Below are 26,675 nucleotides of genomic sequence, written 5' to 3'. Positions count from 1 at the left end.
CGAGATTTTAGTCAGAGAAAATTTGTGAGTATATCTGTTTCTTGAAGAAGGGAGTCGGGATGAGGGAGTAGGGAGCAGGAATTTGGGAAACAGGGAATAGAAAATCAGAAAAATTACTCTACCTCAGTAATTTGAAAAACCTGATAGATAGCTGGTTGATAAAATTTCCACTTTTGCTGTTTGTGGGTTGATTTTTCAGAATTGCTATGGCGGATTATTGCGAGATTTTAATCAGAGAAAATTTGTGAGTATATCTGTTTCTTGAAGAAGGGAGTCGGGATGAGGGAGTAGGGAGTAGGAATTTGGGAAACAGGGAATAGAAAAGAATAAAAATAACTGGTAAGCATTCAACTATTAGTCATCATCTACCTTCCTTCTTCCTTCTTTCTTCTTCCTTCCTTCAATAACCAAAAATTCTGAATATATCTGCTCCCTCTCTCTGAATAAAGTTAATTTCTTCTTGTCGCAAAACCTGGCGATAACGACCCACACTTGCGGGTGATATTTCTTTGCCATAAAGTTCTGAATACCAAGGTTTTTCTGCATCACTTAACTGAGTATAATTAATTTGACTCCTTTGCCACTTATCATCTTTTATAGAACTACTTAAATTTAAACCAGTAAAATCTTCAAGTTGTTTAATTGCTGTTTCAGGATTAAGTACCAAATGTTCATATTTGATATAAGCAAGCTTAGTTTGAAAGCTTGCTAATTTACAATTCCAGGAAGGTGCATAAGCACGGCGATAAAATTCTAAAAATTCTGATAATTTTCTTTCTGTAAACATGGGAGTTAAATGTCTAGTTTCACCCTGAATAGCCATTTGATTTCCTACATTAATTAAAGAAGCAATAGTATCTCTGGGGTCTCTAATAATCAATATAAATTTCACATCTTCTACTAACTCATAAATATCTGGAAATAATTCTGCTATGAGAGGGTATTTGAGGATAATATGAGTAGCATCAGTATAACGTTTCCGAATATGTTCTAAAAATTTATTGACTAATCCAGCACTAAAATTTCTGAGTTCTGCTATATCGGAAAAATAATATTTGCTCTGGCTTTCAAAATCAATTTTACCTGTACTATAAGCATTAACTAAATGATACAGATAACCTACTTCTCCAATTAAGGGATTAACATTGGTATCGGAGCAAATAATATTTTGTAATAAAGTAGTTCCAGAGCGAGGGCATCCACCAATAAAAAAGTAAGTCATATTTAGAAGGAAGAAGTTAGAAGGAAGAAGTAATAAAACTTTAAAATAGAGGAAGTAAGGAAGAAGGAAGAAGAAATAAGCAAGGAAGAAGTAATACTACTTTTACATCTGGGGAGGATAACAAAAGGGTACATTTTGAGCGAGTATGCTAAAAAATTAAAAATAGCTGCTCCAGTTCATTTTAGATAACTATCTCTATCATTTTCCCTTTTTTTCAAAATTTACTCCTTTTCCCTTCTCTCCTAGATCACTAAAGCCTTCTTCCTTACTTCTAATTCATTTTTTTCAAAATTTACTCCTTCTTCCTTCTTACTTCTTCCTTCTTCCTTACTTCAATTAATTTTTCTGCTAATTTAATTGCTTCGCTTTTAGTAAAAATATTTTCTTCAGCTCGTGCTATTTTAATTTCTGTTAAAAGCTGACCAACTATCGGACTTTTAGGTAATTTTAAAGCTGTAATTAAATCATTTCCATTCAATAAAGCTATGGGATGAGCCACTGGATCGTCCGGATTAATATAACGTTGAATTAAACAATTAATTTCCTCTATAGATATTCCTTTTGCCACTGCTACAACTGCTAGAGCAGGAAAATTTTTTCCTATTTCTTGAAAGACAAAATATTGTTCTCGAACAGACATCTGAGAAATTTCTATTTCTGACAGTTTTGCTAAACCTTTAATAACTGCAATTGTACTTCTAATTTCTGCATTGCTATACTTCAACCGCATTAATTCGACTTCCGCTTTTTCTGGATGAGGATTAACTAATATTGCTAATTTAGCGATCGCCAATAAAGATGTTTTGACTGTATCTCGCACCCCAGTTGCTAACTCTACTTCTAAATTAGGCCAATTTTTTTCTAACTGCTCTACTACTATCTCTACCTTTTTTCCTATTTCCAGATTTTCTATTGCTGCAGGAAAATAATCTGAGAGTAAACCATTTTTCCACGCTTTTTCTATCCACACCATTCCTTGGGAATGACTCAATAAATAACCTAATTCTGTCTGCACTCTTTCTGCTGCGACTTCGGTAAGCAAAGGTGCAAACTCTCCAATAGTTGTTTGAGTTTCTGGGGAAATTACAAAACCTAATTGTGCTGCTTGACGATATGCCCGTAATAGCCGGAGGGGATCATCTCTAAGATTCGCAGATTTTACCATTCTAATAATACCATCTTGCAAATCTTTTAGAGCATCAAATAAATCTATCAATTCATCAGTAAAAGGATTATAAGCAATAGCATTTATCGTAAAATCTCGTCGCCATAAATCTTCCTCCAAACTATCACCTTCAATCTCAGCAAAATCAACTGTAGTTCCTTGAAATACTACCCTAGCAATTTTTCGTTCCGCATCTAAAACCACAAACCCCGCTTGATATTCCTTGGCAATATTTCTGGCGATACTAACTGCTTGGTCAAAGATAATAAAATCTAAATCCAAATATTCCCTCTTCCTTTTCAGCAAAGCATCCCGCACCGAACCACCCACTAAATAAACAGTTTGGGGGAGCATTTTTCCGTCAAATGGCCAAGTTTCCGGTGATAAAGCAGACAGGGAATTTATCGACATTGCCACAAAAATCAAATGAATTTCTTTGCAGTTAAAATTTTACTTAGGTTAAAGTTAACATTATGTCTGGAAAAAATATATTTTTCCCCGGAAATAACTTTTGTCTCTAGGACAAAATTTTATCAACTCTAGATAAAATTAATTTGGGTTAAAATATAGCAATTATCATAAGGAGTGAGGTACAAAGTTAGTTTGTTTTAGGTAGTAGGGAGTAGGAAATAGAAAAGAAAAAAAGTAACTATACCTCACTAACTTGAGCAACGCGCTCATAAACTTATCAAATCACTAAGATAGGAAATTATTGCATCTATTCAGATTAAACTTGACCATCAACGAGGTACTTACAAATGTGTATTTGTGTTAACTGTCACTATGTAGATCGGTGTGTCACTTATCATGCTGTAGAAACTCAGCACGAACAACTTCATTTAACAGAAAATCCAGATTTTGACCCAGTTGAACCTACTATCAATGTCAATATTCGTCCTAAACAAGAGGAAATTGAGATGGAATGGGATGTTGTCGGTTGTGAAAGTTTTCTAGAAGAAATGGGCAAATGGGCAAAATTAAGGCCAGGTGAACTTATTCCTACCTAAATTAGCAGAGTGTGGGAAATGTGGGAAATGTGTGAAGGGTGGGGAGAAGGGAGAAAGAGTATAATAGTTAAGTAAAACTACTTAGGATTTGCGGAAAAAGTATGGATGGGTTCGGGTAGAAGTCAGGAGTCTGAATTTGGAATTCAGGAGAAATGAGGAATTTAGAGGAGGTAGTCGGATATTTTATCCCTCGATTTTTCTGCCATAGTCTCCCTAAAATCCTAACTTTTTGCTCGCTAAACCTTAAAAAGCTGCACTTTTTTTGGCTTTAAAAAAGCACTTACCTTTATCTGTCAATACTTTTAGATTGAATCACTAAGCACTACTTAAGTTATCAAAAAAATGTATTTTTCAATGCACTTTTTCTCCTAAAAAAGCTGATCCAAGACTCACACATAACTTTACTTTTGTTGTCAATTTTTTTGTTAAGAAAAATGTTTATAAAGTATTGCTGTTCCCTATTCCCTATTTCCACAAAATTTCTTTGATAAGCCAGGCTTGTGAGTAATTCCTACTCTACCGAGATAAAATAAATATAAAAATCTTGATCTATTCTAATGAGTTATTGTTTTAATCCTATCTGCACAAATCCACAAAACTCTCTGAAGGCTGAAATTTGCCATAATTGCAATTCACCATTATTACTAATTCCTCCAATTAGTAGTCAAGATACAGAAATAGAAACAAAGAAAATTATTCCGTCAGTAGATAATAATTCCACAATAACTAATCAGTCTTGTTACCGCATTCTTAAACTTATTGGATATGGTGGTTTTGGTAGAACTTTTTTAGCGGTAGATGAAGCAAATACTCCAGAAAAAGTTTGTGTAATTAAACAATTTTTTCCCCAGAATAAAAATTATCACCAAAATTCTCCTCAAATTTCAGAAACAATTTCTGATAGTAGGGAACTTCAGGTAAAAACGACCTCTGAAAAAGCTATAGAATTATTTCAACAAGAAGCGCAACAATTAAAAACTTTAGGCAGTCATCCTCAAATTCCTGAATTATTTCAATATTTTCAGCAAGACGAACAACAATATCTCGTTCAAGAATATATTGAAGGCAAAAATCTTGCTCAAGAATTAGCAAAAAAAGGTGTGTTTACTGAGGCTAAAATTCGAGAATTGTTAAATGATTTATTGCCAGTATTACAGTTTGTTCATAAGTCTCAAGTTATTCATCGAGATATTAAGCCAGAGAATATTATTCGTCGCACTACAGGTAAACTTGTTTTAGTAGATTTTGGTGCTGCTAAGTTAGTAGAGAAAAAAGGTTTGCCTCAAACAGGTACTATTATTGGTAGTGGTGCTTATACTGCTCCCGAACAACTTATGGGTAAAGCAGTTTTCGCCAGCGATCTTTATAGTTTGGGCGTTACTTGTATCCATCTATTGACTCAAGTCTCACCCTTCGATCTATTTGATAGTAGAAATAGTAAATGGGTGTGGCGAGATTATTTAAAAATGCCTATTAGTGATGAACTTGGTAGAATTTTAGACACAATGTTGCAAAGTGCTACTAATCGGCGTTATCATTCTGCTGCTGCTATTATGAGACATCTTAACCCTCAGTCTACTTATATGGAGACTGTTTATTTTTCTTCTTCAGCAGTTCCAAAAAAGTTAACTCCCCAGGCAAAAATTCGACGACAGTTGCAGCAAGTTTTAGCTGTTGAGTCGGTAAAAGTTCAAGTGAGTCGCGTGAAGAAAACTTTGACTATTGTGATTAGTAGAAAATTAGACAAAAAGGTTAATTATGCTCAAATTTTAAAGATAATTTCTGCGAAGTTGACTGATTTGAAGCTGCATAATATAGATAAGGTGAAATTGTTAGGTAAGGCTCATGGGAAGACTGTTCCAGAGTGGCAACAAATATTGAGAATTGATCGTAAAGCTAGATGGAAAAATAAAATTGTGAGGCTGCAAAAAACAGAGGATTTTATGAAGTTATCACAGTTAGGAACTCATAGTTTTTGGTTAGCTAGATTTAGGCAAAGAGAATTTTGGTTAAATACTCTAATGTTTGCTTTAGCTTGGTTTATTTTTAGTTATCGGATAATTATTTGGCATCCCCTAATAGCTCTGATAATTGCCTCGGCTTTTATAACAGTTAAGTATCAGGTTGGAAAACAGAATAAATTAGCAACTAATAATTTATTTGCTACTGTAGCCACTGTATTTTTAATAGTAGGTTTGTTAGGTTTTAGATTTTGGATTGATGATATTTTTGGCTTACTTTTAGGTTGTTTATTTGTAGCTCTGCCAATATTTTATGTTAGGGAGGACATGGGAATTTAGAATTTAGAATTTAGAATTTAGAATTGATAAACTATTAAGTCAGGAGTCAATATGAATAGCTTAGATGCCATTTCTTATTGTGCAAAAAACTGTAAGGGTTTGGTCTCCAAACCTGATTTTACTTGCTTTTTCCTTCTTCCTTCCTCCCTCTTCCTTCTTCCTTCAAGCAAATGACAAATACAGATAAAAAATACGGTTTAGCAATTCATACTACCAGTCCGGAGTTAGGTTTAGCTATTAGTAATTTTGCCGAGGATACCCGTTATGAAACATGGAATTTAGGGCGAGACTTATCAACTCTCTTACATCAAAAATTACAAGAGTTTATGCCACCTCAAATTTGGCAAGATTTAAGCTTTATTGCTGTTGCTAAAGGTCCGGGAAGTTTTACAGGTACTCGTATTGGTGTAGTTACAGCTAGAACTTTAGCTCAACAGTTAGATATCCCACTATTTGCAATTTCAACTTTGGCAACTATAGCTTGGTCATATAAACAGAAAAATCAGAATTTATCCCTACAAATGTCTGCTCAAAGAGGGCAGTTATTTACAGCTATTTATCAGGTAGGAGAAATGGATATAAATCCTCTTTTAGAAGATACACTAATGAATCCCACAGCATGGGAAAAAATCTTAGAAAACTGGGAAACTTCTTATCAGTTAATTCAGGTTGAAAATGGTTTAGGAAAATCTGTTGTAAGTCTATTAGAATTAGCTCATTTAGAATGGCAAAAAGGAAACAGATCCCATTGGTCAGAAGCATTACCTTTTTATGGACAACATCCTGTAGAAAAGTAATAGATTAATTGCTATACTGCTGAGTTCAATAATTGATAATTGATAATGAATAATTGATAATTACCTCTCCCTAAAAGGAAGAGGATTGATGCGGTAGGGAAAATTTTTTCTTGTTTCTCCTTTTAAGGGGATAGTAAATAAAAATTTTCCTGTTCGTCAATCCTCTTCTTTTCAAGGAGAGGTAATTCTAAATTCTTAATTCTCAATTCTCAATTCTTGAAACCCACCGACTTAATTACTGGTTAAAAATATTTGTTTGTAGCTTTTTTAGGGTATGAATATTCAGAAAAAGAATATCAGATTGTAAAAGGATAGTGATACTAAAAATATTCTACGGAACTATTAAGATATTTACGAATAGATAATTGATAATTAATCAATTTGGCTTTATTGCCTTCTATTTGAAGAGAAAAGAACAGGTGATTTCCTTATATTGAATCCTCTCGGTTTTAACCAGAGGTAATTATTCATTATTAATTATCAATTAATCAAACTCCTCCGATCCACCTGCTATCTAGAATATGTAAGGGTTTAGTAGCTAAATCCCTACGGAAACAATCTTTATCTCCCAATTGTTTAAGCTATTTTAATCTTTTTCCTCCTCAGAATCACTCAGTCTTTTATCTTGATTATTTGCCTCTATTTCTGCTTCTGCTGGAGTTTTTTCTTTTGCATCCATTTTTTCTTGCCAATCATTCAATTGGTTAAAAAGTTTTTGGTTAATCTTAAATACAGGTTTTTCTGACATCATTTTTGCCTCATTTTGAACATAAATAAAAATTAGATAGAAGCTATTTTAACTGATCATTTTTTGAATTCAAAACTGCTCAATTCAAAGTTCAAAAATTTTGATTCGTTCTTTAATTTCAATAATTGTTCAATTAAGGATTAAAGCCTCGTTCTTCAGAACAAAAAAATCCAAAATATTTTCCTTATTTAAAGCCTCTGAACGAAGTCAGAGGTTATAATGAGGTAATTAATAATTTTGAATTTTGAATTGATTTGACCTCGATCTAAATTTATTATAGCTATGAAATAGTTTTCCACAGAGGTAATATTATTCCTACCAAAGCACCTATAAGTAAAGTTATAGTAGTTAAAGAACTAATACCAAACCCTAGAGTTCGTTTCTCCGCCGCCTGATAATAACCCCAAGCAAATAAGATGCGCCCCAATACCCAAGTCGCACCGATAGAAGCACCCCAAAGTGGGCTAACAAATAGAGAAAAAAGCCACAAAGAAGGTAAAAATAAAATTAGTTGTTCTAAAGTATTTTGTTGTACTCTTACTACCCGCTCAAAATTTTGGTCTCCAATCATTTGAGGAGGCATAATTTTGTATTTAGCTCTAGCTCTACCAACATTGATAGTTACCACAAAATACATTAATAAACTGGCAACTGTGACTAAACTCGGCCATAGAATTGCTTCGGTTTCTAGCATAGCGATCGCTTTTGAAAGATAATCTATTTGGTCAAATTTAGTCATATCATAGTTCTGATATGTGGTTTTGACAAGTAAATTATAGTTGCCGTTTTATTTTTCAGGAAAAATTTCCTATCAATACTCAAAATTTGAGTTGTAAAATAGGAATCCCTGTTATTATTTCTTAGGGACAGTTTTTTTAATACTTTTTTAAGATTTGAGGATTGAACATCTATGATTTTGATAGTGTGAAAAAACTAAAATTAGTCCTTCGCAAAAATCAGTGATTTTATTTCCGAGATAAACACTTGATGATCCACGATTGGCTTACCCATAAAACCATCTGCTCCACTAAGTTCCATATAATGTTTACTATCTTGTGCAGTGCCAATTGCGGTGACCAACATAATAGGCACTTTGGCTGTACTGGGATTTGCTTTTAACAATTTAGTAATTTCAATTCCATTGATTGGTTTGCCATTATAATAACTATTTTCTAGACAAATATCCATCAGAATAATGTCTGCTTGATTAGCTTTTACAATTTCTATGATTGTTTCTACGTCTTCAGTGAGTTGAGCAGCAAAACCACCTAATTTTGTCAAAACTTTTTCAAATACTTTCCAGTTAAGTAGATTATCTTCAACGACCAAAACATTTGTCATTTTATCCTCCCTTGGTATAATTTCTGTGATTATTATTTTGCTACATTAATCAAGATTTTGCTACATTAACAATAAAATGTCTACATATATAGTGCTAATTTGATTAAATAATATTACAAAAATGTGTTGATAAAGACTGAAAAATACACATTTGTAGCAAATATTTATCCAAATACTATAAATTAAACAATTAGCCGATTATAAATTACCTATAATATTACAAAATGTAAAGTACTATCAATTTGACCTTTTCAAAGAGAGAAATGCGGGGTAGGTATTATATAAAATAATTGAAATAAAATTTGTTTACTATAGCGCTACGCTCAGGTTTCAAGTCACTCATAGAAAAGTTAAAAGTAATCTCTGAGTGAATTTTTCGATGCTCAAATGCTCTGCAAAAAAGATTTAGTAATGCCCGAACTTATTCTACTCGTTCTATATAAACGGATTTATAATTAGCTTTTCTTATTCCATCTTCCACTTATTTGTCCTCATTAAAAAAAACTATATATAATATTTATTTCTGTTATTAACCAGGAGAGGAAAGCTGAATAACTTTGATCAAAAATAATCAAGTTCTTCCATTTCAATATCAAACTTCATATATTAGTTGACTGAGTAATTGCTGAAGTTAATGTTACTCACAAATTATAATTTGTGTTCAATTTTACGACAAATTGCTGATAGCATTGATCTCTATTCTGATGTATTAGCTTTTTTAATTTTAGGGAATAGGAAGATCAAAAAAAATACTATACCTCATTAATATTAGAGCCAGCATATATTTATACTGAAAAATAGGTTATTAGTGATTATTTAATTACAAATTATCCGTATTAACACTTAAATCTAGACTTTTGTGTTGAGAGTATCTCAGTATATTTATCGTACCAAAAATCTCCGCTACTCTCAAATTCTTTACCGAATCTTCATATAAAGGTAAGTTATCCCAGACTATAATCTAACTATAAAGGGTGTAACCTAGATTTGAAAAAATTCTTCTGTTTTCCGTCTTGGATATCTATTCATTATGAATATTTGGTTGTAAATACAAATATCAATAATATTTCAGATCGGAGTAGTTAAATTTACTATAATCATCTCAAAGATTTTGGTTTAACTACTCTTATTAATATCTTTTCAATCACAATTTAATATTTATTATTAGATTGATTCCAGTAAATATAATAATTTATTTGCACAAAAGTTAAGTTTTTTTAAGACATCTTGAAATTAGTTTACAATTGATTTCAGGGAGTATTATACAAATGTCAAACTATTTATCAACTAAAAATAATCGTAAATCTACCAAAGAAGAACAGCTACTTTATCAGCACTTACAACATTTAGCCTGCCAGAAAGAGCCTGAAGGTTCAATTGATAAATTTAAGACTCTATTTATTGATGCTTCTGGATACTTTATCCCGGAAATTTGGCAGGCAATGGAAACAATTATTGATGCCGAGCCTGATGAAGAAGATTTTCATAATATTCTCAACAGAAGTTGCTACATATTAATTAATCGTTGGTTACAAACCCCACAACTGCAAAAATCAATTCCAGACTTAGTAAATCTTTTCGAGGTAAAACCACATCGGCTGGCTAGTTGTTGGACTTCTAAACGTATACGCAGTTTGACTAGCAGTTTTACTGAAACTGAAAAATATCTTGCCTTACAACGTTTGGCTCGGATGTTTATCAGAGAAGTTGAAGAAAATACAAAAATTGAAGATAAGACCCTAGGAAAATTAATTAATCGATATCCATATCTATATGAAAACAGCTTTATTAATGAGAATACCACTGATCAAGAGCGAGAAGAAATTATAAAAATGAGACAAAAGCAGCAAGAAAAATATGAAGTAGATCTATCTAAATATATTACTTATCAGAGGTTGCCCAGAAAAAGCAATTCTGTCGAAAATCCTACTCTAATAAAAAACGAAGAATTAAATGATGCCATTAACTATTTTACTGGAAAAGTTGATGGTGGTCAAACATTGCGAAACCAAGCTGAAAAGTTTCGTTGTTATTGTGACTTAACTTATTCTTATCGGAGTTTTAAAGATGGTTTATATGAATACTTAACTGATACAATTGACTATGATTATGGCAAAGGTAAATTTAATCACAAACTATATCATAAATTGCAAAGTACCTTCTCTCATAATAATAGTAATAAACCTAATGATTTTCTAATTTTAGGTACTTGTAAAAAGTTATTAAATTTTATGGTTATCGATAGCCTGCAACAACCTAAACATTTTGTTTTTTATGACTTAATTAATAATTTGGGTACTATAAGAGTTATTGGTATATTATTGAAAATTGTACTCTTTTGTCGCCAAGCTAAACCTTATTTAGAACAAAGGTTTTCTATTCTCTTTAACCATTATCAAGGATCTACTTCTGGTAAGGTTTGGTGGTTAGTTAAATCTATGGAGATTCTCAATGTTGCTTTAAGCACTAATTTCGGAGGAATTAACCTGTGTTGCTTTTAATAAATACTAATTTACTTAAGTATAGTGAAAGTACAAGAGAAGGAAGAAGTAAGAATGAATAAGGTTTAATACCGTTTCACCGAAGTCATGCATCGAGTGCTAATTGGTGAGGTTTTCATTTCCTGCGGAAAGGCTTCGCGAACAGAATGTAAGACGCACATCTGACAGTCAAAAGTTAAAAGTAAGATTTTATAGGCTCAAAAATTTGACGCGCTCAGTAATTTTAGGAAATTATTTCACATTTTAGTATTAAGATCAGTAGTGTAGCCTAAGTTGATGAAATTGGTACAAAACAAGAAAAAAAACTTAAATTGGAGTAGATATTTGCCAACTGTTTACAAAAATATGTATAGCGCTACGTGAAGTCAGAAGCCATCCGTGACTGAGGAGAGAGCATTTATAAATTTCCCAACTTATTTGTGTAGTGCTAGCCCTCTTTTAAGCATACTGTTGAAGATAAGTTACAGACTGCGGTCAGTTTTATTCTGTATTTGCGCAGCATTGCGTCAGCAAAACAGGAAGCTAACTCCAAAGCTCAAAATATATTTTGGGTAAGTTTAGTAGAACGGTTTCTCCGTAAGCTTGAGGTACACTTGTACTTTTCTGTACTGATCCTATATCTAAGTTCTAGTGTTCCCTAAAACTTAGATTTTTGTACCTCACCAGTACGATAATTTCTATATACCAACTATCATAAAGGTTTCATCATCGGCGAGTTTCAAGAATTGAGAATTGAGAATTAAGAATTTAGAATTACCTCTCCTTGAAAAGAAGAGGATTTACCCAAATAAACTCATACCAATTCACTTTAAAGATGTCACAAATAGTTTCTAACTGTATCTGTGAAATAATTTCCTGAAATTACTGAGCGCGTCAAAGTTTCGAGTCTATAAAATCTTAATGCATGACTTTTATACAGGCGATTCTCGTTTGCGGAAAATTCTGTAGGAAATCACCTCTACTAACTTTTAACTGCCGTAAAACGGTATCACTTTTCCTCGTCTATATTATTGAGAACATTATTCGATCAAATTAATATAAATCTGAGTAATGGTTCACGTTCCATGAGAAAATCAGATTAACAAACTATAACAATAGATCAAAGCACTCATGCAACTTGTTAATAGGTTACATTTCAATAACCTGCGAGGCGATTTATTGGGCGGTATAACTGCTGCAATTGTTGCACTGCCTTTAGCTTTAGCCTTCGGGGTATCCTCCGGTGCTGGTGCAATAACTGGTCTTTACGGTGCCATATTCGTTGGTTTTTTTGCCGCTCTGTGTGGAGGCACACCCTCGCAAATTACTGGTCCAACTGGTCCCATGACCGTTATTATGGCAACGGTGTTTAGCACTTTAATCGCTAAGAACCCAGATTTAGGTCTGGAGATGGCATTTACTGTTGTTATGCTTGGCGGACTATTCCAGATACTCTTTGGAATCCTACAACTGGGAAAATATATCGTTCTGATACCCTACGCCGTAATCTCAGGATTTATGTCAGGAGTCGGCGTAATAATTATCTTCATTCAAGTCGGTCCATTTCTCGGTCATCCTGGCTCTGCTAATGTAGTTGAATCAGTTAGCAAAATCCCATACTTCTTCACCAATCTCGATCCGGTTGCAACTGGGCTAGGAATTCTCACACTGATAATTCTTTTCCTGACACCGCGCAGAGTAACTGCATTCATCCCGTCCCCACTCCTAGCATTAGTAATAGGAACTTTAATTTCAGTATTCTTGCTGCGAGATAGTAATTTGATACTTATTGGAGAAATTCCTACTGGTTTGCCAAAACCACACTTGCCAATATTTACTTTCGAGCAACTGAACACTATACTCGTGAATGCTTTGATGCTAGGAACTCTGGGAGCTATCGACTCCCTGCTTACCTCTTTGGTTGCTGACAACATTACTCACACTAATCACGACTCTGATCGCGAATTAATTGGTCAGGGCATCGGAAATGTAGTGTCTGGACTCTTTGGTGGACTACCAGGAGCGGGAGCAACTATGCGGACTGTAATCAATGTTCATGCTGGTGGAAGAACACCTCTATCTGGCATTACTCATTCAGTTATTTTACTATTTATCCTGTTGTGGGCTGGAAAACTGACCGAAGTTATACCCCAAACCATCCTGGCAGGAATATTACTCAAAGTCGGAATTGATATTATCGACTGGGAATTCCTCAAACGAGCGCATAAGTTATCACTCAAAGCTGCTGGCATTATGTACTGTGTACTGTTCCTAACTGTCTTTGTCGATCTGATTACTGCGGTCGCCATTGGTGTATTTATCGCCAACCTCTTGACGGTCAAACGCCTTAGTGACTTTCAACTTGAGAAGGTTAAGGCTATAGTTGAACCCCATGATGAGGCTCCCTTAAGCCATGAAGAAAAACAACTCCTTCAAAAAGCTAGAGGTCGCCTTCTTTTGCTACATCTTGGTGGACCGATGAGTTTTGGGGCTGCCAAGGCTATCTCTGGACAGATGGGGATGGTAGAAAAGTATGATGTTCTCATTCTTGACCTCAGCGATGTTTCTTATCTTGGGATTACTATGTCTTTAGCTCTTGAGAATATGGTCAAAGAAGCACGTCGAAAATATCGTGAAGTTTTCTTTGTTGGGTCCTCTGGTGAGGTAAAGGCCAGACTCAAAAACTTAAATATCTGGAATATTTTAGCTCCCCAAAACTTAGTAGCAACAAGGATTGAAGCTCTGCAAAACGCGCTGAGTATCTTGGATGAACACCACAAAGTTTAACACTTAATAATTTGAGGTTTAGGTACTATATCAAGTTTGTTGAATTAGCGATCAAAAAAAGTTTTTATTTCTATTTCTATACTGCTCAAGTCTTCCCTCTGTTTCATCCTACCGAGGAGCTTCTATTCGGTAGGAATCCCCTGTCCGTTTTACGGCGGGGAGGATGTCAACTTCTATATATTATGAAAACCGCGCCCTTAAGGGCGCGGTTTCTTGGCTACTGACTTATATCATGTTCGGATAATTAGTTATCATAAATCTTATTCATTCTAAATTTACTCTTTCCCTCCTAACTACTGACTCCTGACTCCTTCAATCATGATTTATAAGTATTCAACCGAAGATGATATTATAGATTATTAGAAAAATCTTACGGTCATTCAGTAACCCTCGTTGATAGCAACCAAAAAACCTTATTCCTCAGCCAACACAGGCATAGATTTCCTTGGCAGATATTCTTCCCCTTCATGGTGTTCGGCAAATGAACCCTCTGGCTCTTTTAAGAAGAAAGCACAGAGAAATGCTACAATCATTCCCATGACTCCGAGAACCTCAAAGAAAATCTTATTACCAATAGCACCTTCGGGCAATAAACTAAATAAAGTGAGATAAACCACTGCACCTACGTTACCATAAGCACCAACATTACCAGCAATTTGACCAGTCACTCGCCGTTTCACTAGGGGAACTATCGCAAAAGTAGAACCTTCAGCAGCTTGAACAAAGAAAGAACAACACATTGTGAGCAATACAGCAGCAGGTAACCACCAACTTTGATTCACATTACCCATTATCAAATAACCAATGCCCATCCCTGCTGTCAATATTGTCATTGTTAACTTACGACTACCTAGCTTATCAGAGATTAAACCACCACCAGGACGAGATGCCAAATTCATAAAAGCATAACTAGCTGCAATCATCCCTGCCATTGCCTTACTCAGACCAAAAGTATTTTCAAAGAAAGCAGGGAGCATCGAAACTACTGCTAACTCAGAACCAAAATTCACAACATAAGTTAACTCTAAAATTGCTACCTGGGAGAATTTATAGCGATCAACAGGAGGATAATGTTTTTCTCCAGCAATTAACTCTTTATTAGTTGCCCAACAGTTATAAGTTTGGAAAGCATACAAACCTAATAGTAATAACCAGACAATATAAAGTTGACCTTGGGATAAGAAACCAACTTTACTTAACCGCCAAGCTAACAAACAGAGAACTCCCGTTAAAGGAATATTCATCAAAATGAGGAAAAGGAAATCTTTTTGGGTAGTAACTTCTAAACCTCTAGCACGTTTGGGTTTTTGATAAACCTTACCTGGGGGTGTATCTTGAACGTTGAAGAAATAAAACGCACCATAAACTGCAGCAATAATACCTGTAAGAGCGATCGATAACCGCCAATTTAAAATATCACCAGAACCAAAAGTTAACCAAGCAGCTATAGTTGGGAGTGTGAAGGCAGCACCAGCAGAGCCAAAGTTACCCCAACCACCATAAATACCTTCTGCTAAACCTATTTCTTTAGGTGGGAACCATTCAGCCACCATGCGGATACCAATCACGAAACCAGCACCGACAATACTTAATGCTAAACGGCTAATCACCAACTGGCTAAAATTTTGGGCTAGAGCAAACCCAATACAGGGAATAGCTGCATACATCAGTAAGAGTGAATAGGTGATTCTTGGTCCGTATTTATCTAGTAACATCCCAATGATAATTCGGGCAGGTACTGTGAGTGCAACGTTACAGATAGCAAGAGTTCTAATTTGAGACGTTTCTAAACCTAAATCTGCTTTTAATGATGTTGCCAATGGTGCTAGGTTAAACCAAACAACAAAGGAGAGAAAAAAGGCAAACCAGGTTAAATGGAGGATACGGTAACGACCGCGAAAAGACCAGAGTTCTGTTAACATATTTTGTGTAAATTATACTAGATTATAAAAATCACGAGGTTAATACTCGTATAGGTTCATTAATTGATAATGAATAATTACCTCTGGTTAAAACCGTAACGGAATTGATCAAGAAATCACCTGTTATTCTCTATGATCGATTCGATATCGTGAGGAAACTTCACCATCCCATCCTAGGGAAAGCTCTACTTTTTCCTGACGGAATGCTCCCAAAAAATGTCGGCAACAGCCGAAGTGCGTTTGCGCCAGCATTCCGATAGGAAAGTTGTGCCCCAGCTAAACGACCGCTTTTTCTGTTGAAATAGAAGCCTTTAAACCGAATTGATTGATTATCAATTATCCATTGGTAAAGAGCATTTATCAAAAATAGGAGGAATATTGCTTTTGATTATTGAGATTTGTTTGTACTTAGGCTTTAGCCTCCAAATATTTTTCTGGTGCTTTAGCAACTACTGGAATAACACATCTAAAAGGTGCGTTACGACAGATCCCTAAATACTTTTCCAGCTTACTTAAATTTTAGCCGTCTAACGCATCCTACTGCACAGGTTTCAATTTGTATAGAACTCATTTAGTATTAATGCCAGCGATATTGATTTTTGAGAAGTGGAGTCATCCATGGGATATAGGCTATACAGGAATAAAGATGAAAAAATATTCTAACATACCCCATCTCCCCATCTCTTAATACTCCCCGACTTCTTATTCAAGCACCCATTGGTTAACTTGGAGTACACCAGCAGGAGTAAGTACCACTAAAAATTCTGCAGTTGGTTTGCTAGCATCTTGTACGTCAGTAGTGCTAAAATTAGTCAATTTTGGTAAAGGAGTTTCTGCAATATATTTAGAAGCTGCTTGATTAATATGCTGATATTCAGCAATATTTCCGGCAGAATTCATTGTCACTCGATAGACTAAATTTTCTGAAAAAGTGGGATATTGTTTCCAACTTGTGTCTATTTGGTTATATAGTACCGAAGTTAATTTGTCAAGGGTATCTGAATCAGTGATTTTTGGTATTGTCTGAGTTTGTATTGTCTGAGTTTCTGGAACTGTCATAGTTTCCTCAGTTACTACCGGAGCAGTTCCTTGTGATACTGTATTCATTGTTGATATTGACCCATTAGTATCAACTTCAGAAGTTTCTGTAGTAGTTGATGAGGTCACAGTAGATTCTGATGCGGATGTAGCAATAGTAGTTTCAGGTTGTTGCTGTTGAGCGTATTCTGCTAAAGAACGCTGCCAACTGTTAAAATAAAAGCCAGTAAATAATGTTAACCCAATAATAGATATGATTTTCAAACCTAAAGACTTTGCCGTTTCAGAAGTAGTATCTGAGGGATTGATTGTAGTAGACATTGTTAATATTCTCCTTGTGATAAAATTACAGTTTTGTCTAAGATTAGTGAATTTTTTCTGTGAGAGCTAAATTTTTAATTAATTCAGGACTTTTGCAGAGACCAAATTTCTCAACGAAAGTATCTGTACGATTAGTTAATAATAAGTAGACATCTCCGATAATTAAAAATCAAATCAATTATCGTGCATAAATAATTAATGATTTCTGCCTACTCCCTACTCTCTCTTTTCCGGAGAGGTCTAATGTAATAAGACCAGTTTCACAGGTTAGGGTGTCTAGATATGATTTCCAGATAATAAGTGATAAAAAAGTTTTTGTTTGTAGTATTGCTCTAGCCCTAGAAATATAGGTAGTTCTCTAGATATAGTTATTTAGAGTAGAGGTAGGGAACACAAAGTAACTTAAATTCTTAGTTTTAACTAAATCGTATTCTCTTGATTAATTGATTTTTTTGAGGATATCACTACTTGTACACCACTACCGAAATATCTATATAGCTGGTTAGAGCAATACTACGAGAGTTTCTAATTATAACTATTCAACCAGACATAATATTAAGTGCTATAATTGTTGATCTAGTTGATTAATTTGAGAAATATTGCTTAAAGTAAATAATCAAGTTTTTACAGAAATAGCAACGAATGCAGACTGTAGTACAGCTAAATTTCCCTCTTTACTGTTTTCCTTACTGCAAATGCTTCTCCAGTCCTGATTAAATTATCATATTGACTCGTTCAAGAACTTTGAACAAAGACTTACTTTGGTTGAGCAGCAAAATTTTCAATTAACAAATTCCGCAAAATAGGTTTCAGGTCTTCACAAGGAATACCTTTTTGAACACGACTGCCAAGTTGAGCATTCTTACCAACTTTACCACCCATGTACAAATCAACACCCTCAACCATTTTCCCATCCTTGCGAGCTTTAGTACCCATCAAACCAATTTCTGCAACCTGGGGTTGTCCGCAAGAGTTGGGGCAACCAGTCCAATGAATGCGTACTGGTTTTGGTATTGATAGTTCAGTTTCTAGTTCTTTGGCTATTGCCAAGGCGCGATTTTTAGTTTCAATCAAGGCAAAGTTGCAAAATTGCGCTCCTGTACAGGAAACTAAGGTCTTAGTCAATGGTTGAGGATTGATAGAAAATTTTTCCAGGAGGGGTTCGGCTAGAAATGCTTCTAGTCGAGAGTCAGGAATATTAGGAATGATAGCATTTTGTTCAACAGTCAAACGGATTTCTCCATTGCCATAAACTTCTGCTAAACGAGCTATGTCAAACATATCAGCAGCATAAAATCTACCAACAGGAACATTTAACCCAACGTAGTTTAACCCTGGTTGCTTTTGTTTATAAACGCCAATGTGGTGGCGCTTTTCCCAAATAATTTCGTCTTTGAGGGCTTCTGTTTCTAAAGTTTTCCCCATTTGTTGCTCAACTTCTGAGCGGAATTTTGCAAGTCCCCACTCGTCAATGAGCCACATTAACCTTGATTTTTGGCGATTTTCCCGGAGTCCGCGATCGCGATATACTTCTAAGATAGCTCGACAAAGGGCTACGACTTGATTAGGTTCTACCCAAGCATTTAGAGGTATAGCAGGTTCACACCGTTTGGCAGAGAAAAAGCCACCTACAATAACATTAAAACCAAATTTATCGTTTTTGTAGGCTGGAATAAAGGCAATGTCATTAATTTCCGCATGAACTGAATTATCACGACATCCAGCGATCGCTATATTGAATTTTCGTGGTAGATTAGTAAATCCAGGGTTGCCTTTACTATTACCAGTAATCATGTCTTGGACTTGCTGTACTAACTCACGGGTGTCGTAGAGTTCATCAGCATCAATGCCAGCAACAGGAGAACCTGTGATATTTCGCACGTTATCCATCCCAGATTGAATACTGGTTAAACCAACTCCTTCAAATTTATTGAAGATGTCTGGAATATCCTCAATTCTAATTCCTCGTAATTGTAAATTTTGTCTAGTGGTAATGTCGGCGTTACCATCATCGCCGTAGCGTTGGACTATTTCTGCCAAAACTCGCATTTGTTGACTGGTGATAATTCCATTAGGCATACGCATCCTTAACATAAATTTGCCTGGAGTTACAGGTCGAAAGAATATACCTAACCATTTGAGTCTGTGGTTGCGGTCTGTTTCGTCTATTGCTTCCCAACCTATTTTGGCAAAATATTCTATTTCTGTTTTTACTGCTAGACCATCTTTTTCAGCTTTAATTTTCTCAAATTTATTTAGTTTTGTTTGGCGTTCTATAGTGCCAGTCATCTATTTTTCCTTATTTACAGACTTTTATTTCCATGTCAAAAACTAATTTTAGGTCTAGTTTTTAGTTGATTACTTATTTTTTTAAAATCCTTACTAAGATAAAAAACTTTTTTAAGAGATTGTATCTTTTCTGAGCATATTATTTGTTTAACTAATTTTCTTTTAATTTGTTGTTGACCAATTTAGAGGAAGGTAAATAAATATTTTGTAGTTTATATTACAAATTATTTATTGTTATGATTTTTATGTATTTTAAAAATGCGTTTATTGCATAAAGTTGGAAATTTATCTAATCATACTTTAACAAAAAGTAATTTAAAAATAGTATCAAAAGCTTACACAGCAATAGTTTAAGCTCAAATAATCCTATTTATAAGTCTTATGGGTAAGGGTAGGAGTCATATCAAATCCGGTAGCATTGGTATAATTAAATAGTTAATCTAGGAGTCAGGAGTCAGGAGTCAGGAGGGAAGAGAATTTAGAAACATTCGCTCTTGGATGAAGATGAAAATTTTTTTTATACCGAATTAACCGGATTTGATATCAGGAGACAACCCACCCATGCCCCGGCGTTGCACAATCAGGAATAATTAAATCCAAAAGTAGATATTTTTGGATAACTTTTTCTTCAATAAAATGTAGAGTTTAAAATCTATTATCATTCTTTACAGCGGTTTTCATATGAATAAACCACAATCATACTGACTCATTACTCCTTACTTCTTACTCCTACAACATTTTTGTGGTCTACTCAACTGAAAAGCACTGTAATGTGCAACCCCCCGAAATTAGATATAGGATTACAAAAAAGTGTTAGAAAATTAATAAAATTAAAATTCTTTACAATTAATAGTTTTGACTTGACTGAATACTGATAGCTTAAAGCTATATCTTTGAAAAGTTGCTATCTACCTAAATAACTCTACCCCATCCCTGCCATCAATATCTTGCACATAAACCTTTACCTGCTCTTCCTTAGCAGTAGGTAACTTTTTACCTGTAAAATCTGGATGAATAGGCAACTCTCGATGACCCCTATCTACCAAAACAACTAATCTAATTACTTCTGGGCGGCCATACTCCACAACTGCATTCAAAGCAGCTCTTACTGTTCGACCTTTATAAATAACATCATCAACTAAAACCACAATCTTACCAGTAATATCCACAGGAATTTCTGTTTTAGCTGGTGTTCGCATTCCCACTTGATACAAGTCATCGCGATAAAAAGTAATATCCAATGCTCCCACAGGTACCTTAACTTGTTCTAGTAATTCAATTTGATTTGCCAAAATTTTTGCCAGTGGAACTCCTCTGGTATGAATACCTAATAATACCAGTTGAGATAAATCTCCTGACTTTTCAATTACTTGGGAAGCTAGACGAGTAATAGTACGTCGTAACTCCTCTGCTGATAAAATTTCTACTGTATTGCTCATTTATTCACCTACCACAAATACAAGTCAAAATTCAAAATTCAAAATTTAAAAGTTATCTCTGAACTGATTAGGACTTAAGCAAAATAAGGTGTTTCTGTCATTGCGAGTAATAAGGAAGCAATCTTAAATGCCCAACACTTGTTCCCAATGAGTAAGTCCTGCTGATAACTGAAATGTGTACTGCTCAAAATTCAAAAGTTAAAAGTAATCTCTGAACTGATAACTGATAACTGATAATCCCAGCCATATTAAAAAGCAGTACCGAGTTAAGCGTAATGCTCGATCGATCGTTTCTGGTGTAATTGGATAAATGGCGTCTCCCAATAGTGGTTTATTTTTAACCACCCCCTTGTAAGAATTTGCACCACCCATTTGCACCCCTAATGTTGCAGCATAAGCACACTCACTCCAACCAGCATTAGGACTTGGGTCTTTCACTGCATCCCTTTGACATATTCTCCAAACATATAGAGGTTTGCCAGAGAGAAATGCTATAGTCAGCACATTTAACCTACAAGGTAGCCAGGTTAAAACGTCTTCTAGTTTGGCACTAAACCATCCTAGATCGGTATAGGGTGCTTCTTTATAGCCTACCATTGAGTCTAATGTACTGGCAGCTTTGTAAGCAAAGGCCAAAGGGATACTGCCTACATTAGGTATTATTGCTCCTACTAAAGCATAAAATAATGGTGCTATTACTCCATCTGTAGCATTTTCTGTGACTGTTTCCAAAACTGCACGAAATATTTCTGAAATTGATAAGTTTTCTGTATCTCTACCTACATATAAACTTAATGTTTGACGTGCTTGAATTAAATTACCACTTATGACAGGTTTAAGTACGTCTTTGGCTGCAGTATTTAAACTTTTACCAGCAAAACAGCTAGCTAATAGAATGCTCTCTAATATTACTGTTAATAAAGGAAATTGGACAAAAATTATTCGTAAAGCTTGAACAATTAACCAACTGATAATTCCACTACCGAAAACAAGAGCAACTGCCAATAAAATACCTACCAATCTCAGTATAAGTGCAGGGAGGTTCTCTCTATGGTGTTTACTGAGTTGAAAAATCATTTGAGTGTAATGAGTAATTATCCATCCCATGACTTTTACAGGATGTGGCCAATTCCAAGGATCGCCAATCAAATAATCTAGGCAAGCAGCTATAAAAACAACAATGAAGCTATAGTTATAAGTCACAGAAATTAAATAATTATAAATTTGTTTTAGTGAATAATCATTGTCAATGATCTAAATGCTGATTAACTTTCACAACTTTACAGTCAAGCTATCAGAAACTAAACAACAAAACTTGTTTCTTCTCCTACTACAGCTTGCCAACTACGGACATCGTAGTATAAGTCTTCTAAAGAAATATTGTAAAGAGCTTCAGAAAGTTTTTTATGCAGTCGATGCCAGATAGAATAAGTAACCCAGTCTTCTGCTTGGTTAGTATCAGGAGCGTATCGAGGCAAAGGTTCGATTGTTTCACCAACAGATTCTAGTATTTCTCCTAGAGATATTTGAGCTGGTAATTTAGCTAGTTGATATCCACCTTGAGCCCCACGAAATGATACAACTAAACCTGCACGACGCATATCTATTAATAACTTTTCAAGATAGGCTACAGGTAAGTCTTGACGTACTGCTATTTCTTTGACAGATACTGGAGTATTACTGTGTTGTAAGCTTAAATCTAAAAGTGCTTTAACACTATAATGTCCACGAGTAGTTAACTTCATTGTATTGTTCTTAATTAAAAGGTGCGAGAGTAATTTATAGCTGTAACTATATCAAATGGCCATTCAACTAAACTCGTTAATAGTTAATAGTTGATAGTTCAATGCTGATGTTACATACTATATAGATGATTGTTGAGTGTAATAAATTCCTATTCTTAGATTATTGTCTAAAAAATTTAATCAAATATGTGAATTTTTTACATAATTAGTGTAATATAGTTTTACAAGCAAATATCAAGCTATTGTTTCTTGGAACTAAAAAAAGCTAAGACAAAAGTTGATAACTGTAGTAAAGTGTTATAGGACTGAAAACATGGGTAAAAAGAAAAATCCTGAACCCTTACAAGGGGAAGAATTACTGGAAAAAGTCAAAAACTTAGGTAATAAAAGTAAAGAAGATAAAGCTAGAGAATGTGGCTACTACACTGTTACTAAAAGTGGTGTTGAACGAGTCAACATGATGAAGTTTTTGAATGCCTTGATTGATGCTGAGGGTATTGAGTTAGATGGAAAACAAAATGGTAATGGACGTGGCGGACGTTCTGCTAGTTATAAGATTAGTGTACAATCCAATGGTAATTTATTAATTGGTGCAGCTTATACTAAACAAATGGATTTACAGCCTGGAGATGAGTTTGAAATTTCCTTGGGACGTAAACATATTCATTTGCGTCAAGTAGAAGCAGATGCGGATGTGGATATGGAAGAAGAGGATTTAGAAGAGGAAATGGCAACAGCATGATTTTAAGTTAAGACTAAATACTTCACATATTTACGCGAAAGTGATATTGGAACCCCCGTCTGTTTCAGAGCGGGGATGATAACGATCAAGCAAAAATTGCTTGAGCTGCTTTAGCTCTCCTGTATGAGAATTACCGCAAGCAAGCCATAACAAGCTTTTGCACAATGAATATTGGCTAGTAGAAGTGAAATTTATGAGGGTTGTTAGCTTCCTCGCCGGAATTGCCCCAGATTTATTAGCGCAGCTCTTCCCCAGAATGCAAGAGGCAAATGCCAGTCTGACTGTGGGATTAATTCTCGGCTCATCGCTATATATCATTTTGGCTAGAACACTTATAATTAGGGTTGTAGTTTTGCTCTGGCTCGGACATAAATATTTAAGGGGATAGAGCAAAACTACAAACAAAAACTTTATTATAACGTGCTTATCCGATTGCATAGCTCCTCCGAAGGGGAGATAGCTATCTTCACCAAGATTAATCTAGTCATCAAAGAGACTACTTAAACATCATTTTTGACAAAGAACAATGCAGTCCGAGGACCGATTTCAATCCCACCACGATTGGGAGAACCCCATTTGTTAATGTACTTTTGACCATCACCACCGTAGTCTACACACATTTCAAAGTCGTACTGAAGTTCGTCGTAACAACCTACTGCTAAACCTGGCATTTTGGCTGCTGTAACATCAAATGTTTCGCCAGATTTATTAATAATGGCTAAACCTTTGTCTCCACGTTCGATAAATAGCAAATTAGGACTATCTGCACTGTCAGCAATTTCGTTACCATTACGATAGTATTGAGGCTCTGCTATCATTTCTTCGTGGAATTTTGTTCCAGCAACAATTGTAGGTTCAAAAGCATCAAAAGTTAAAATCAAGGGGGTTCCTTCTTTTCTCCCTAAAACGTAAGCTGTTGCTAAAACTAAATCGTCCTTGTCAAATTTCCAATTATCAAACTGTCTTGGTGCCCAAGTATCATGGTTGCGAGCAAACGTGACAGCATCATCACCAGGTAATGCACGCTGACTATCTGCTGGATTAACTAAAGAACGTAAGTCTCCTCCATAACTAAAAGCATCTTTCAAGGTATTAACCAGTTGAAAATCTGTTACCTTGGGAAACACTGGAATATATTTCATGCTTTCGTCAAAGTTGCGCCCAATAGCTTCACCATAATAAAACTTATCTTCAGGGATAACTTCGACGATCTTCTCTAAATCTTCAACAGAAATGTGTTTGACAGCATCAAAGCGGAAACCGTCAATTCCCATATCCATCAGTTTTTGCATATACTCATGCTGTTTCTGTTGCACATAAGGTAAGTCTGTCCTCAAATCTGGCAATCCTTCCTGATCATTGGGACTGCATAACCAATTATTTTCAACTTCGTAGGGATTATTATAGTCGGCGATACATTTTGCCTCGCGGAAGTATTCTTTTTTTGGATAAAGTGGATATGCTTCAGGGAAAGGTGCAACGTCTTTATAGAAACGATAATTAGCCATGTGATTAAATACCACATCAGCAATAACTTTAATTCCCCGTTCGTGAGCAGCGTCAATCAAATCCTTTAAATCTTGCTCCGAACCTAGATTTCCTTCCAGAACATAATCATAAGGCTGATACTGGAAGTACCAGTATTTATCTGAAGTGCAGGCATCATCTTCCCGTCCTGGTGTTTGATTCGGAGGGGAAATTTGAATATAGTTATATCCTGCTGCTTCAACTTCAGGCAGTTTTGCTGTGACATTGGCAAAACATTCATCGAAAGCATGGTAGATAACATCTGCTTTAGCAGGGGTAGGATTGGAGGTTAGTCCAATAGTTACTGCTAGGAAGCAGGTACAAACCCACGTTATGAGAAAACTGAAAGCTAAACGATTTTTGGTCTTCATAAATACGATTTGTGTTTCTATTTTAATTGCTGGACTTACACTCATTCAATACATTGTTGAAACTGTCAACCTTGTAATTTTTGAGATGCCAGGATTAGATAGTCGAGAATGGCGATCGCTTTTAGTAGTGGTATGACACACCTAAAATGTATTGACACCACATTAGGGTGGCTTCGCTTGAGCGTAACCCACTAATACAAAGGGTAACATAAACTGAGAAATTAATGTTTAATTCCTGTTAGAGGAATTATCTTGACAACATCCCTATTTGCGCCACAGGTTTCTATAAGTAGTCCTCGACTATATGCAGATTTAACGATAGATGCAGCTAAGTCACTAGCTTTGGAAGGAGAAATTTACTCCTACCGTCACCTCGTCAAGACTGAAAGGACTCTTTTTGGTTTCAATAAAATGGAAGCAGACTTATTACTTTCTCAAGGTGGAGCGATAATAGAGATTCATATCCCTGTCAAAACTTTTGATACTTATGCAGACAAACTACAATGCCACGATCTAGACGATAATTTTTTGAGTAAAAATCATGTGAATTTGCTCCCAACTGGGATGAAAGAAATTAAAGATTACCTGAAACAATTATTTTGGTTAGCAGTACACAAACCAAATTGGTTACAAAAACCTGATATTGAGAAACTCATTGCTGATGATTTCGTTCCTTTGTTAATTAGTCAGATTCCCATTAAGTGCAATTCCAAATCTTTCCTCAAACCTTCTCGAAGAGGAAAGTTGATTACTCAAGCAGAGAAAACAATGTTAGGGCGCTTAGAAACACCCCTCACCTTAAAACAGCTAGCTGAAAATTTAGAGTCTAGCAGTTCTGCGTTATCTTATGGTTTTCAGGACTTATTTGGCTTGAGTCCCATGCGATATCTCAAGGTGCGACGACTCAATGCAGTAAGACAACACTTGAAAGCAAGCGATCCAGAAAGTTGTGTTATAGCTACCCTCGCTAGTCAATTTTGGTTCTACCATCGAAGTCATTTTACTAAAGATTACAAAGCCATGTTTGGGGAGTTGCCTTCAGAGACTTTGCAAAGGAAGAAATAGGAGGCGATCGCTATACCGTTTCACTGAATTCAGAATTTAGAATTTAGAATTCTGAATGATAGGCTAAAAACTTTGACACTCACAAAAGTTTCAGGCAATTATATTATATCTGGTAGCATTGGTATTGTATAGAGAAGGTAAGGAAGAAGGAAGAAGGAATAAGGAAGAAGGAAGAAGCTTTAAGAGAAGAAAAAACCTTAAATATGGTGGATATTTTCCCGGCTTTTACACAAACGATACCAACGGACATGATATTATTTGACATTTAAAGACTGAATTCAGAATTCAGAATTCTAAATTCAGAATGCCAGATTTGATAGGTTGTAGGATGTTATCGTATACAGTTTTTTGTGCAGATGTGATTTCTTA

Annotated in this window: 21 protein-coding genes; 8 read left to right on the top strand and 13 right to left on the bottom strand. The window is 35.1% G+C overall.

Annotated elements, in window-relative coordinates; genetic code table 11:
- Positions 1-400: 400 nt before the first annotated feature.
- Together ACP6PL_RS19005 and ACP6PL_RS19000 are read right to left on the bottom strand one after the other, a co-directional pair.
- Positions 401-1,222, bottom strand: coding sequence for a sulfotransferase family protein (locus ACP6PL_RS19005; RefSeq protein ID WP_426546841.1), 822 nt, complete (start codon positions 1,220-1,222; stop codon positions 401-403).
- A 292-nt stretch (positions 1,223-1,514) separates the two neighbouring features.
- Positions 1,515-2,798 (bottom strand): tRNA nucleotidyltransferase/poly(A) polymerase-related protein, encoded by a 1,284-nt coding sequence (locus tag ACP6PL_RS19000; RefSeq protein ID WP_426546840.1) that lies wholly within the window; start codon positions 2,796-2,798, stop codon positions 1,515-1,517.
- Positions 2,799-3,145: 347 nt separating this feature from the next.
- Between ACP6PL_RS19000 and ACP6PL_RS18995 the strand changes: the two genes are divergently transcribed.
- The 3 genes from ACP6PL_RS18995 (at position 3,146) to tsaB (ending at position 6,491) form a co-directional block, all read left to right on the top strand.
- The gene (locus ACP6PL_RS18995) at positions 3,146-3,394 is read left to right on the top strand and encodes a Ycf34 family protein (protein ID WP_426546839.1); all 249 of its coding nucleotides are present in this window, start codon (positions 3,146-3,148) and stop codon (positions 3,392-3,394) included.
- Positions 3,395-3,951: 557 nt separating this feature from the next.
- Complete coding sequence (locus ACP6PL_RS18990) at positions 3,952-5,694, top strand: protein kinase domain-containing protein (protein WP_426546838.1); 1,743 nt, start codon at positions 3,952-3,954, stop codon at positions 5,692-5,694.
- 170 nt (positions 5,695-5,864) lie between these two features.
- Positions 5,865-6,491, top strand: coding sequence for a tRNA (adenosine(37)-N6)-threonylcarbamoyltransferase complex dimerization subunit type 1 TsaB (gene tsaB / locus ACP6PL_RS18985; RefSeq protein ID WP_426546836.1), 627 nt, complete (start codon positions 5,865-5,867; stop codon positions 6,489-6,491).
- Positions 6,492-7,077: 586 nt separating this feature from the next.
- Here tsaB and ACP6PL_RS18980 read toward each other — a convergent pair.
- The 3 genes from ACP6PL_RS18980 to ACP6PL_RS18970 all read right to left on the bottom strand — a co-directional run bounded on the left by ACP6PL_RS18980 (position 7,078) and on the right by ACP6PL_RS18970 (position 8,580).
- The gene (locus ACP6PL_RS18980; RefSeq protein WP_426546835.1) at positions 7,078-7,242 is read right to left on the bottom strand and encodes a hypothetical protein; all 165 of its coding nucleotides are present in this window, start codon (positions 7,240-7,242) and stop codon (positions 7,078-7,080) included.
- Positions 7,243-7,519: 277 nt separating this feature from the next.
- Positions 7,520-7,933 (bottom strand): MAPEG family protein, encoded by a 414-nt coding sequence (locus ACP6PL_RS18975; RefSeq protein ID WP_426546870.1) that lies wholly within the window; start codon positions 7,931-7,933, stop codon positions 7,520-7,522.
- 245 nt (positions 7,934-8,178) lie between these two features.
- Positions 8,179-8,580 (bottom strand): response regulator, encoded by a 402-nt coding sequence (locus ACP6PL_RS18970; RefSeq protein ID WP_426546834.1) that lies wholly within the window; start codon positions 8,578-8,580, stop codon positions 8,179-8,181.
- A 1,268-nt stretch (positions 8,581-9,848) separates the two neighbouring features.
- Between ACP6PL_RS18970 and ACP6PL_RS18965 the strand changes: the two genes are divergently transcribed.
- Entirely contained in the window at positions 9,849-11,081 is a 1,233-nt protein-coding gene (locus ACP6PL_RS18965) for a hypothetical protein (protein WP_426546833.1), read from the top strand.
- A gap of 1,110 nt (positions 11,082-12,191) precedes the next feature.
- Complete coding sequence (locus ACP6PL_RS18960; protein WP_426546832.1) at positions 12,192-13,847, top strand: SulP family inorganic anion transporter; 1,656 nt, start codon at positions 12,192-12,194, stop codon at positions 13,845-13,847.
- A gap of 413 nt (positions 13,848-14,260) precedes the next feature.
- On the opposite strand, the gene ACP6PL_RS18955 is transcribed toward ACP6PL_RS18960, so the two are convergent.
- The 7 genes from ACP6PL_RS18955 to ACP6PL_RS18925 form a co-directional block, all read right to left on the bottom strand.
- Positions 14,261-15,769: an MFS transporter gene (locus ACP6PL_RS18955; protein ID WP_426546831.1), complete on the bottom strand. Its 1,509-nt coding sequence runs from the start codon at positions 15,767-15,769 to the stop codon at positions 14,261-14,263.
- A gap of 123 nt (positions 15,770-15,892) precedes the next feature.
- Positions 15,893-16,021 carry a hypothetical protein gene (locus tag ACP6PL_RS18950; RefSeq protein ID WP_426546830.1) on the bottom strand — a complete coding sequence of 43 codons (129 nt, stop codon included), beginning with the start codon at positions 16,019-16,021 and terminating at the stop codon, positions 15,893-15,895.
- Between the two features lie 450 nt (positions 16,022-16,471).
- Positions 16,472-17,128: a hypothetical protein gene (locus ACP6PL_RS18945; protein ID WP_426546829.1), complete on the bottom strand. Its 657-nt coding sequence runs from the start codon at positions 17,126-17,128 to the stop codon at positions 16,472-16,474.
- A gap of 756 nt (positions 17,129-17,884) precedes the next feature.
- The gene (locus ACP6PL_RS18940) at positions 17,885-19,417 is read right to left on the bottom strand and encodes a ferredoxin--nitrite reductase (RefSeq protein ID WP_426546828.1); all 1,533 of its coding nucleotides are present in this window, start codon (positions 19,415-19,417) and stop codon (positions 17,885-17,887) included.
- A gap of 908 nt (positions 19,418-20,325) precedes the next feature.
- The gene (gene pyrR / locus ACP6PL_RS18935; RefSeq protein ID WP_426546827.1) at positions 20,326-20,856 is read right to left on the bottom strand and encodes a bifunctional pyr operon transcriptional regulator/uracil phosphoribosyltransferase PyrR; all 531 of its coding nucleotides are present in this window, start codon (positions 20,854-20,856) and stop codon (positions 20,326-20,328) included.
- Between the two features lie 198 nt (positions 20,857-21,054).
- Positions 21,055-22,059, bottom strand: a complete 1,005-nt coding sequence (gene cbiB, locus ACP6PL_RS18930; RefSeq protein ID WP_426546826.1) for an adenosylcobinamide-phosphate synthase CbiB — start codon at positions 22,057-22,059, stop codon at positions 21,055-21,057.
- 98 nt (positions 22,060-22,157) lie between these two features.
- Positions 22,158-22,601, bottom strand: coding sequence for an Rrf2 family transcriptional regulator (locus ACP6PL_RS18925; protein WP_426546825.1), 444 nt, complete (start codon positions 22,599-22,601; stop codon positions 22,158-22,160).
- Positions 22,602-22,914: 313 nt separating this feature from the next.
- Here ACP6PL_RS18925 and ACP6PL_RS18920 point away from each other — a divergent pair, with 313 nt between their 5' ends.
- Positions 22,915-23,343 (top strand): AbrB family transcriptional regulator, encoded by a 429-nt coding sequence (locus ACP6PL_RS18920; RefSeq protein WP_426546824.1) that lies wholly within the window; start codon positions 22,915-22,917, stop codon positions 23,341-23,343.
- A 500-nt stretch (positions 23,344-23,843) separates the two neighbouring features.
- On the opposite strand, the gene ACP6PL_RS18915 is transcribed toward ACP6PL_RS18920, so the two are convergent.
- On the bottom strand, positions 23,844-25,241 hold the full coding sequence (locus ACP6PL_RS18915; RefSeq protein WP_426546823.1) for an alpha-amylase family glycosyl hydrolase: 1,398 nt from the start codon (positions 25,239-25,241) through the stop codon (positions 23,844-23,846).
- Here ACP6PL_RS18915 and ACP6PL_RS18910 point away from each other — a divergent pair.
- Both ACP6PL_RS18910 and ACP6PL_RS18905 read left to right on the top strand, forming a co-directional pair.
- Positions 25,231-25,377, top strand: a complete 147-nt coding sequence (locus tag ACP6PL_RS18910; RefSeq protein ID WP_426546822.1) for a hypothetical protein — start codon at positions 25,231-25,233, stop codon at positions 25,375-25,377. The genes ACP6PL_RS18915 and ACP6PL_RS18910 overlap by 11 nt on opposite strands.
- A gap of 116 nt (positions 25,378-25,493) precedes the next feature.
- The gene (locus tag ACP6PL_RS18905; protein ID WP_426546821.1) at positions 25,494-26,306 is read left to right on the top strand and encodes a helix-turn-helix domain-containing protein; all 813 of its coding nucleotides are present in this window, start codon (positions 25,494-25,496) and stop codon (positions 26,304-26,306) included.
- Positions 26,307-26,675 lie beyond the last annotated feature (369 nt).

The sequence above is a fragment of the Dapis purpurea BLCC-M126 genome (genome assembly GCF_050015975.1).
Taxonomy (GTDB): Bacteria; Cyanobacteriota; Cyanobacteriia; order Cyanobacteriales; family Microcoleaceae; genus Trichodesmium.
This window is presented reverse-complemented; position numbering and strand designations above follow the sequence as displayed.

What these genes read in the sequence shown, in the direction of transcription:
- ACP6PL_RS19005 (WP_426546841.1), bottom strand. Translation starts at nt 1,222, where the DNA reads ATGACTTACTTTTTTATTGGTGGATGCCCTCGCTCTGGAACTACTTTA.
- ACP6PL_RS19000 (WP_426546840.1), bottom strand. Translation starts at nt 2,798, where the DNA reads ATGTCGATAAATTCCCTGTCTGCTTTATCACCGGAAACTTGGCCATTT.
- ACP6PL_RS18995 (WP_426546839.1), top strand. Translation starts at nt 3,146, where the DNA reads ATGTGTATTTGTGTTAACTGTCACTATGTAGATCGGTGTGTCACTTAT.
- ACP6PL_RS18990 (WP_426546838.1), top strand. Translation starts at nt 3,952, where the DNA reads ATGAGTTATTGTTTTAATCCTATCTGCACAAATCCACAAAACTCTCTG.
- tsaB (WP_426546836.1), top strand. Translation starts at nt 5,865, where the DNA reads ATGACAAATACAGATAAAAAATACGGTTTAGCAATTCATACTACCAGT.
- ACP6PL_RS18980 (WP_426546835.1), bottom strand. Translation starts at nt 7,242, where the DNA reads ATGATGTCAGAAAAACCTGTATTTAAGATTAACCAAAAACTTTTTAAC.
- ACP6PL_RS18975 (WP_426546870.1), bottom strand. Translation starts at nt 7,933, where the DNA reads ATGCTAGAAACCGAAGCAATTCTATGGCCGAGTTTAGTCACAGTTGCC.
- ACP6PL_RS18970 (WP_426546834.1), bottom strand. Translation starts at nt 8,580, where the DNA reads ATGACAAATGTTTTGGTCGTTGAAGATAATCTACTTAACTGGAAAGTA.
- ACP6PL_RS18965 (WP_426546833.1), top strand. Translation starts at nt 9,849, where the DNA reads ATGTCAAACTATTTATCAACTAAAAATAATCGTAAATCTACCAAAGAA.
- ACP6PL_RS18960 (WP_426546832.1), top strand. Translation starts at nt 12,192, where the DNA reads ATGCAACTTGTTAATAGGTTACATTTCAATAACCTGCGAGGCGATTTA.
- ACP6PL_RS18955 (WP_426546831.1), bottom strand. Translation starts at nt 15,769, where the DNA reads ATGTTAACAGAACTCTGGTCTTTTCGCGGTCGTTACCGTATCCTCCAT.
- ACP6PL_RS18950 (WP_426546830.1), bottom strand. Translation starts at nt 16,021, where the DNA reads ATGCTGGCGCAAACGCACTTCGGCTGTTGCCGACATTTTTTGGGAGCA.
- ACP6PL_RS18945 (WP_426546829.1), bottom strand. Translation starts at nt 17,128, where the DNA reads ATGTCTACTACAATCAATCCCTCAGATACTACTTCTGAAACGGCAAAG.
- ACP6PL_RS18940 (WP_426546828.1), bottom strand. Translation starts at nt 19,417, where the DNA reads ATGACTGGCACTATAGAACGCCAAACAAAACTAAATAAATTTGAGAAA.
- pyrR (WP_426546827.1), bottom strand. Translation starts at nt 20,856, where the DNA reads ATGAGCAATACAGTAGAAATTTTATCAGCAGAGGAGTTACGACGTACT.
- ACP6PL_RS18925 (WP_426546825.1), bottom strand. Translation starts at nt 22,601, where the DNA reads ATGAAGTTAACTACTCGTGGACATTATAGTGTTAAAGCACTTTTAGAT.
- ACP6PL_RS18920 (WP_426546824.1), top strand. Translation starts at nt 22,915, where the DNA reads ATGGGTAAAAAGAAAAATCCTGAACCCTTACAAGGGGAAGAATTACTG.
- ACP6PL_RS18915 (WP_426546823.1), bottom strand. Translation starts at nt 25,241, where the DNA reads ATGAAGACCAAAAATCGTTTAGCTTTCAGTTTTCTCATAACGTGGGTT.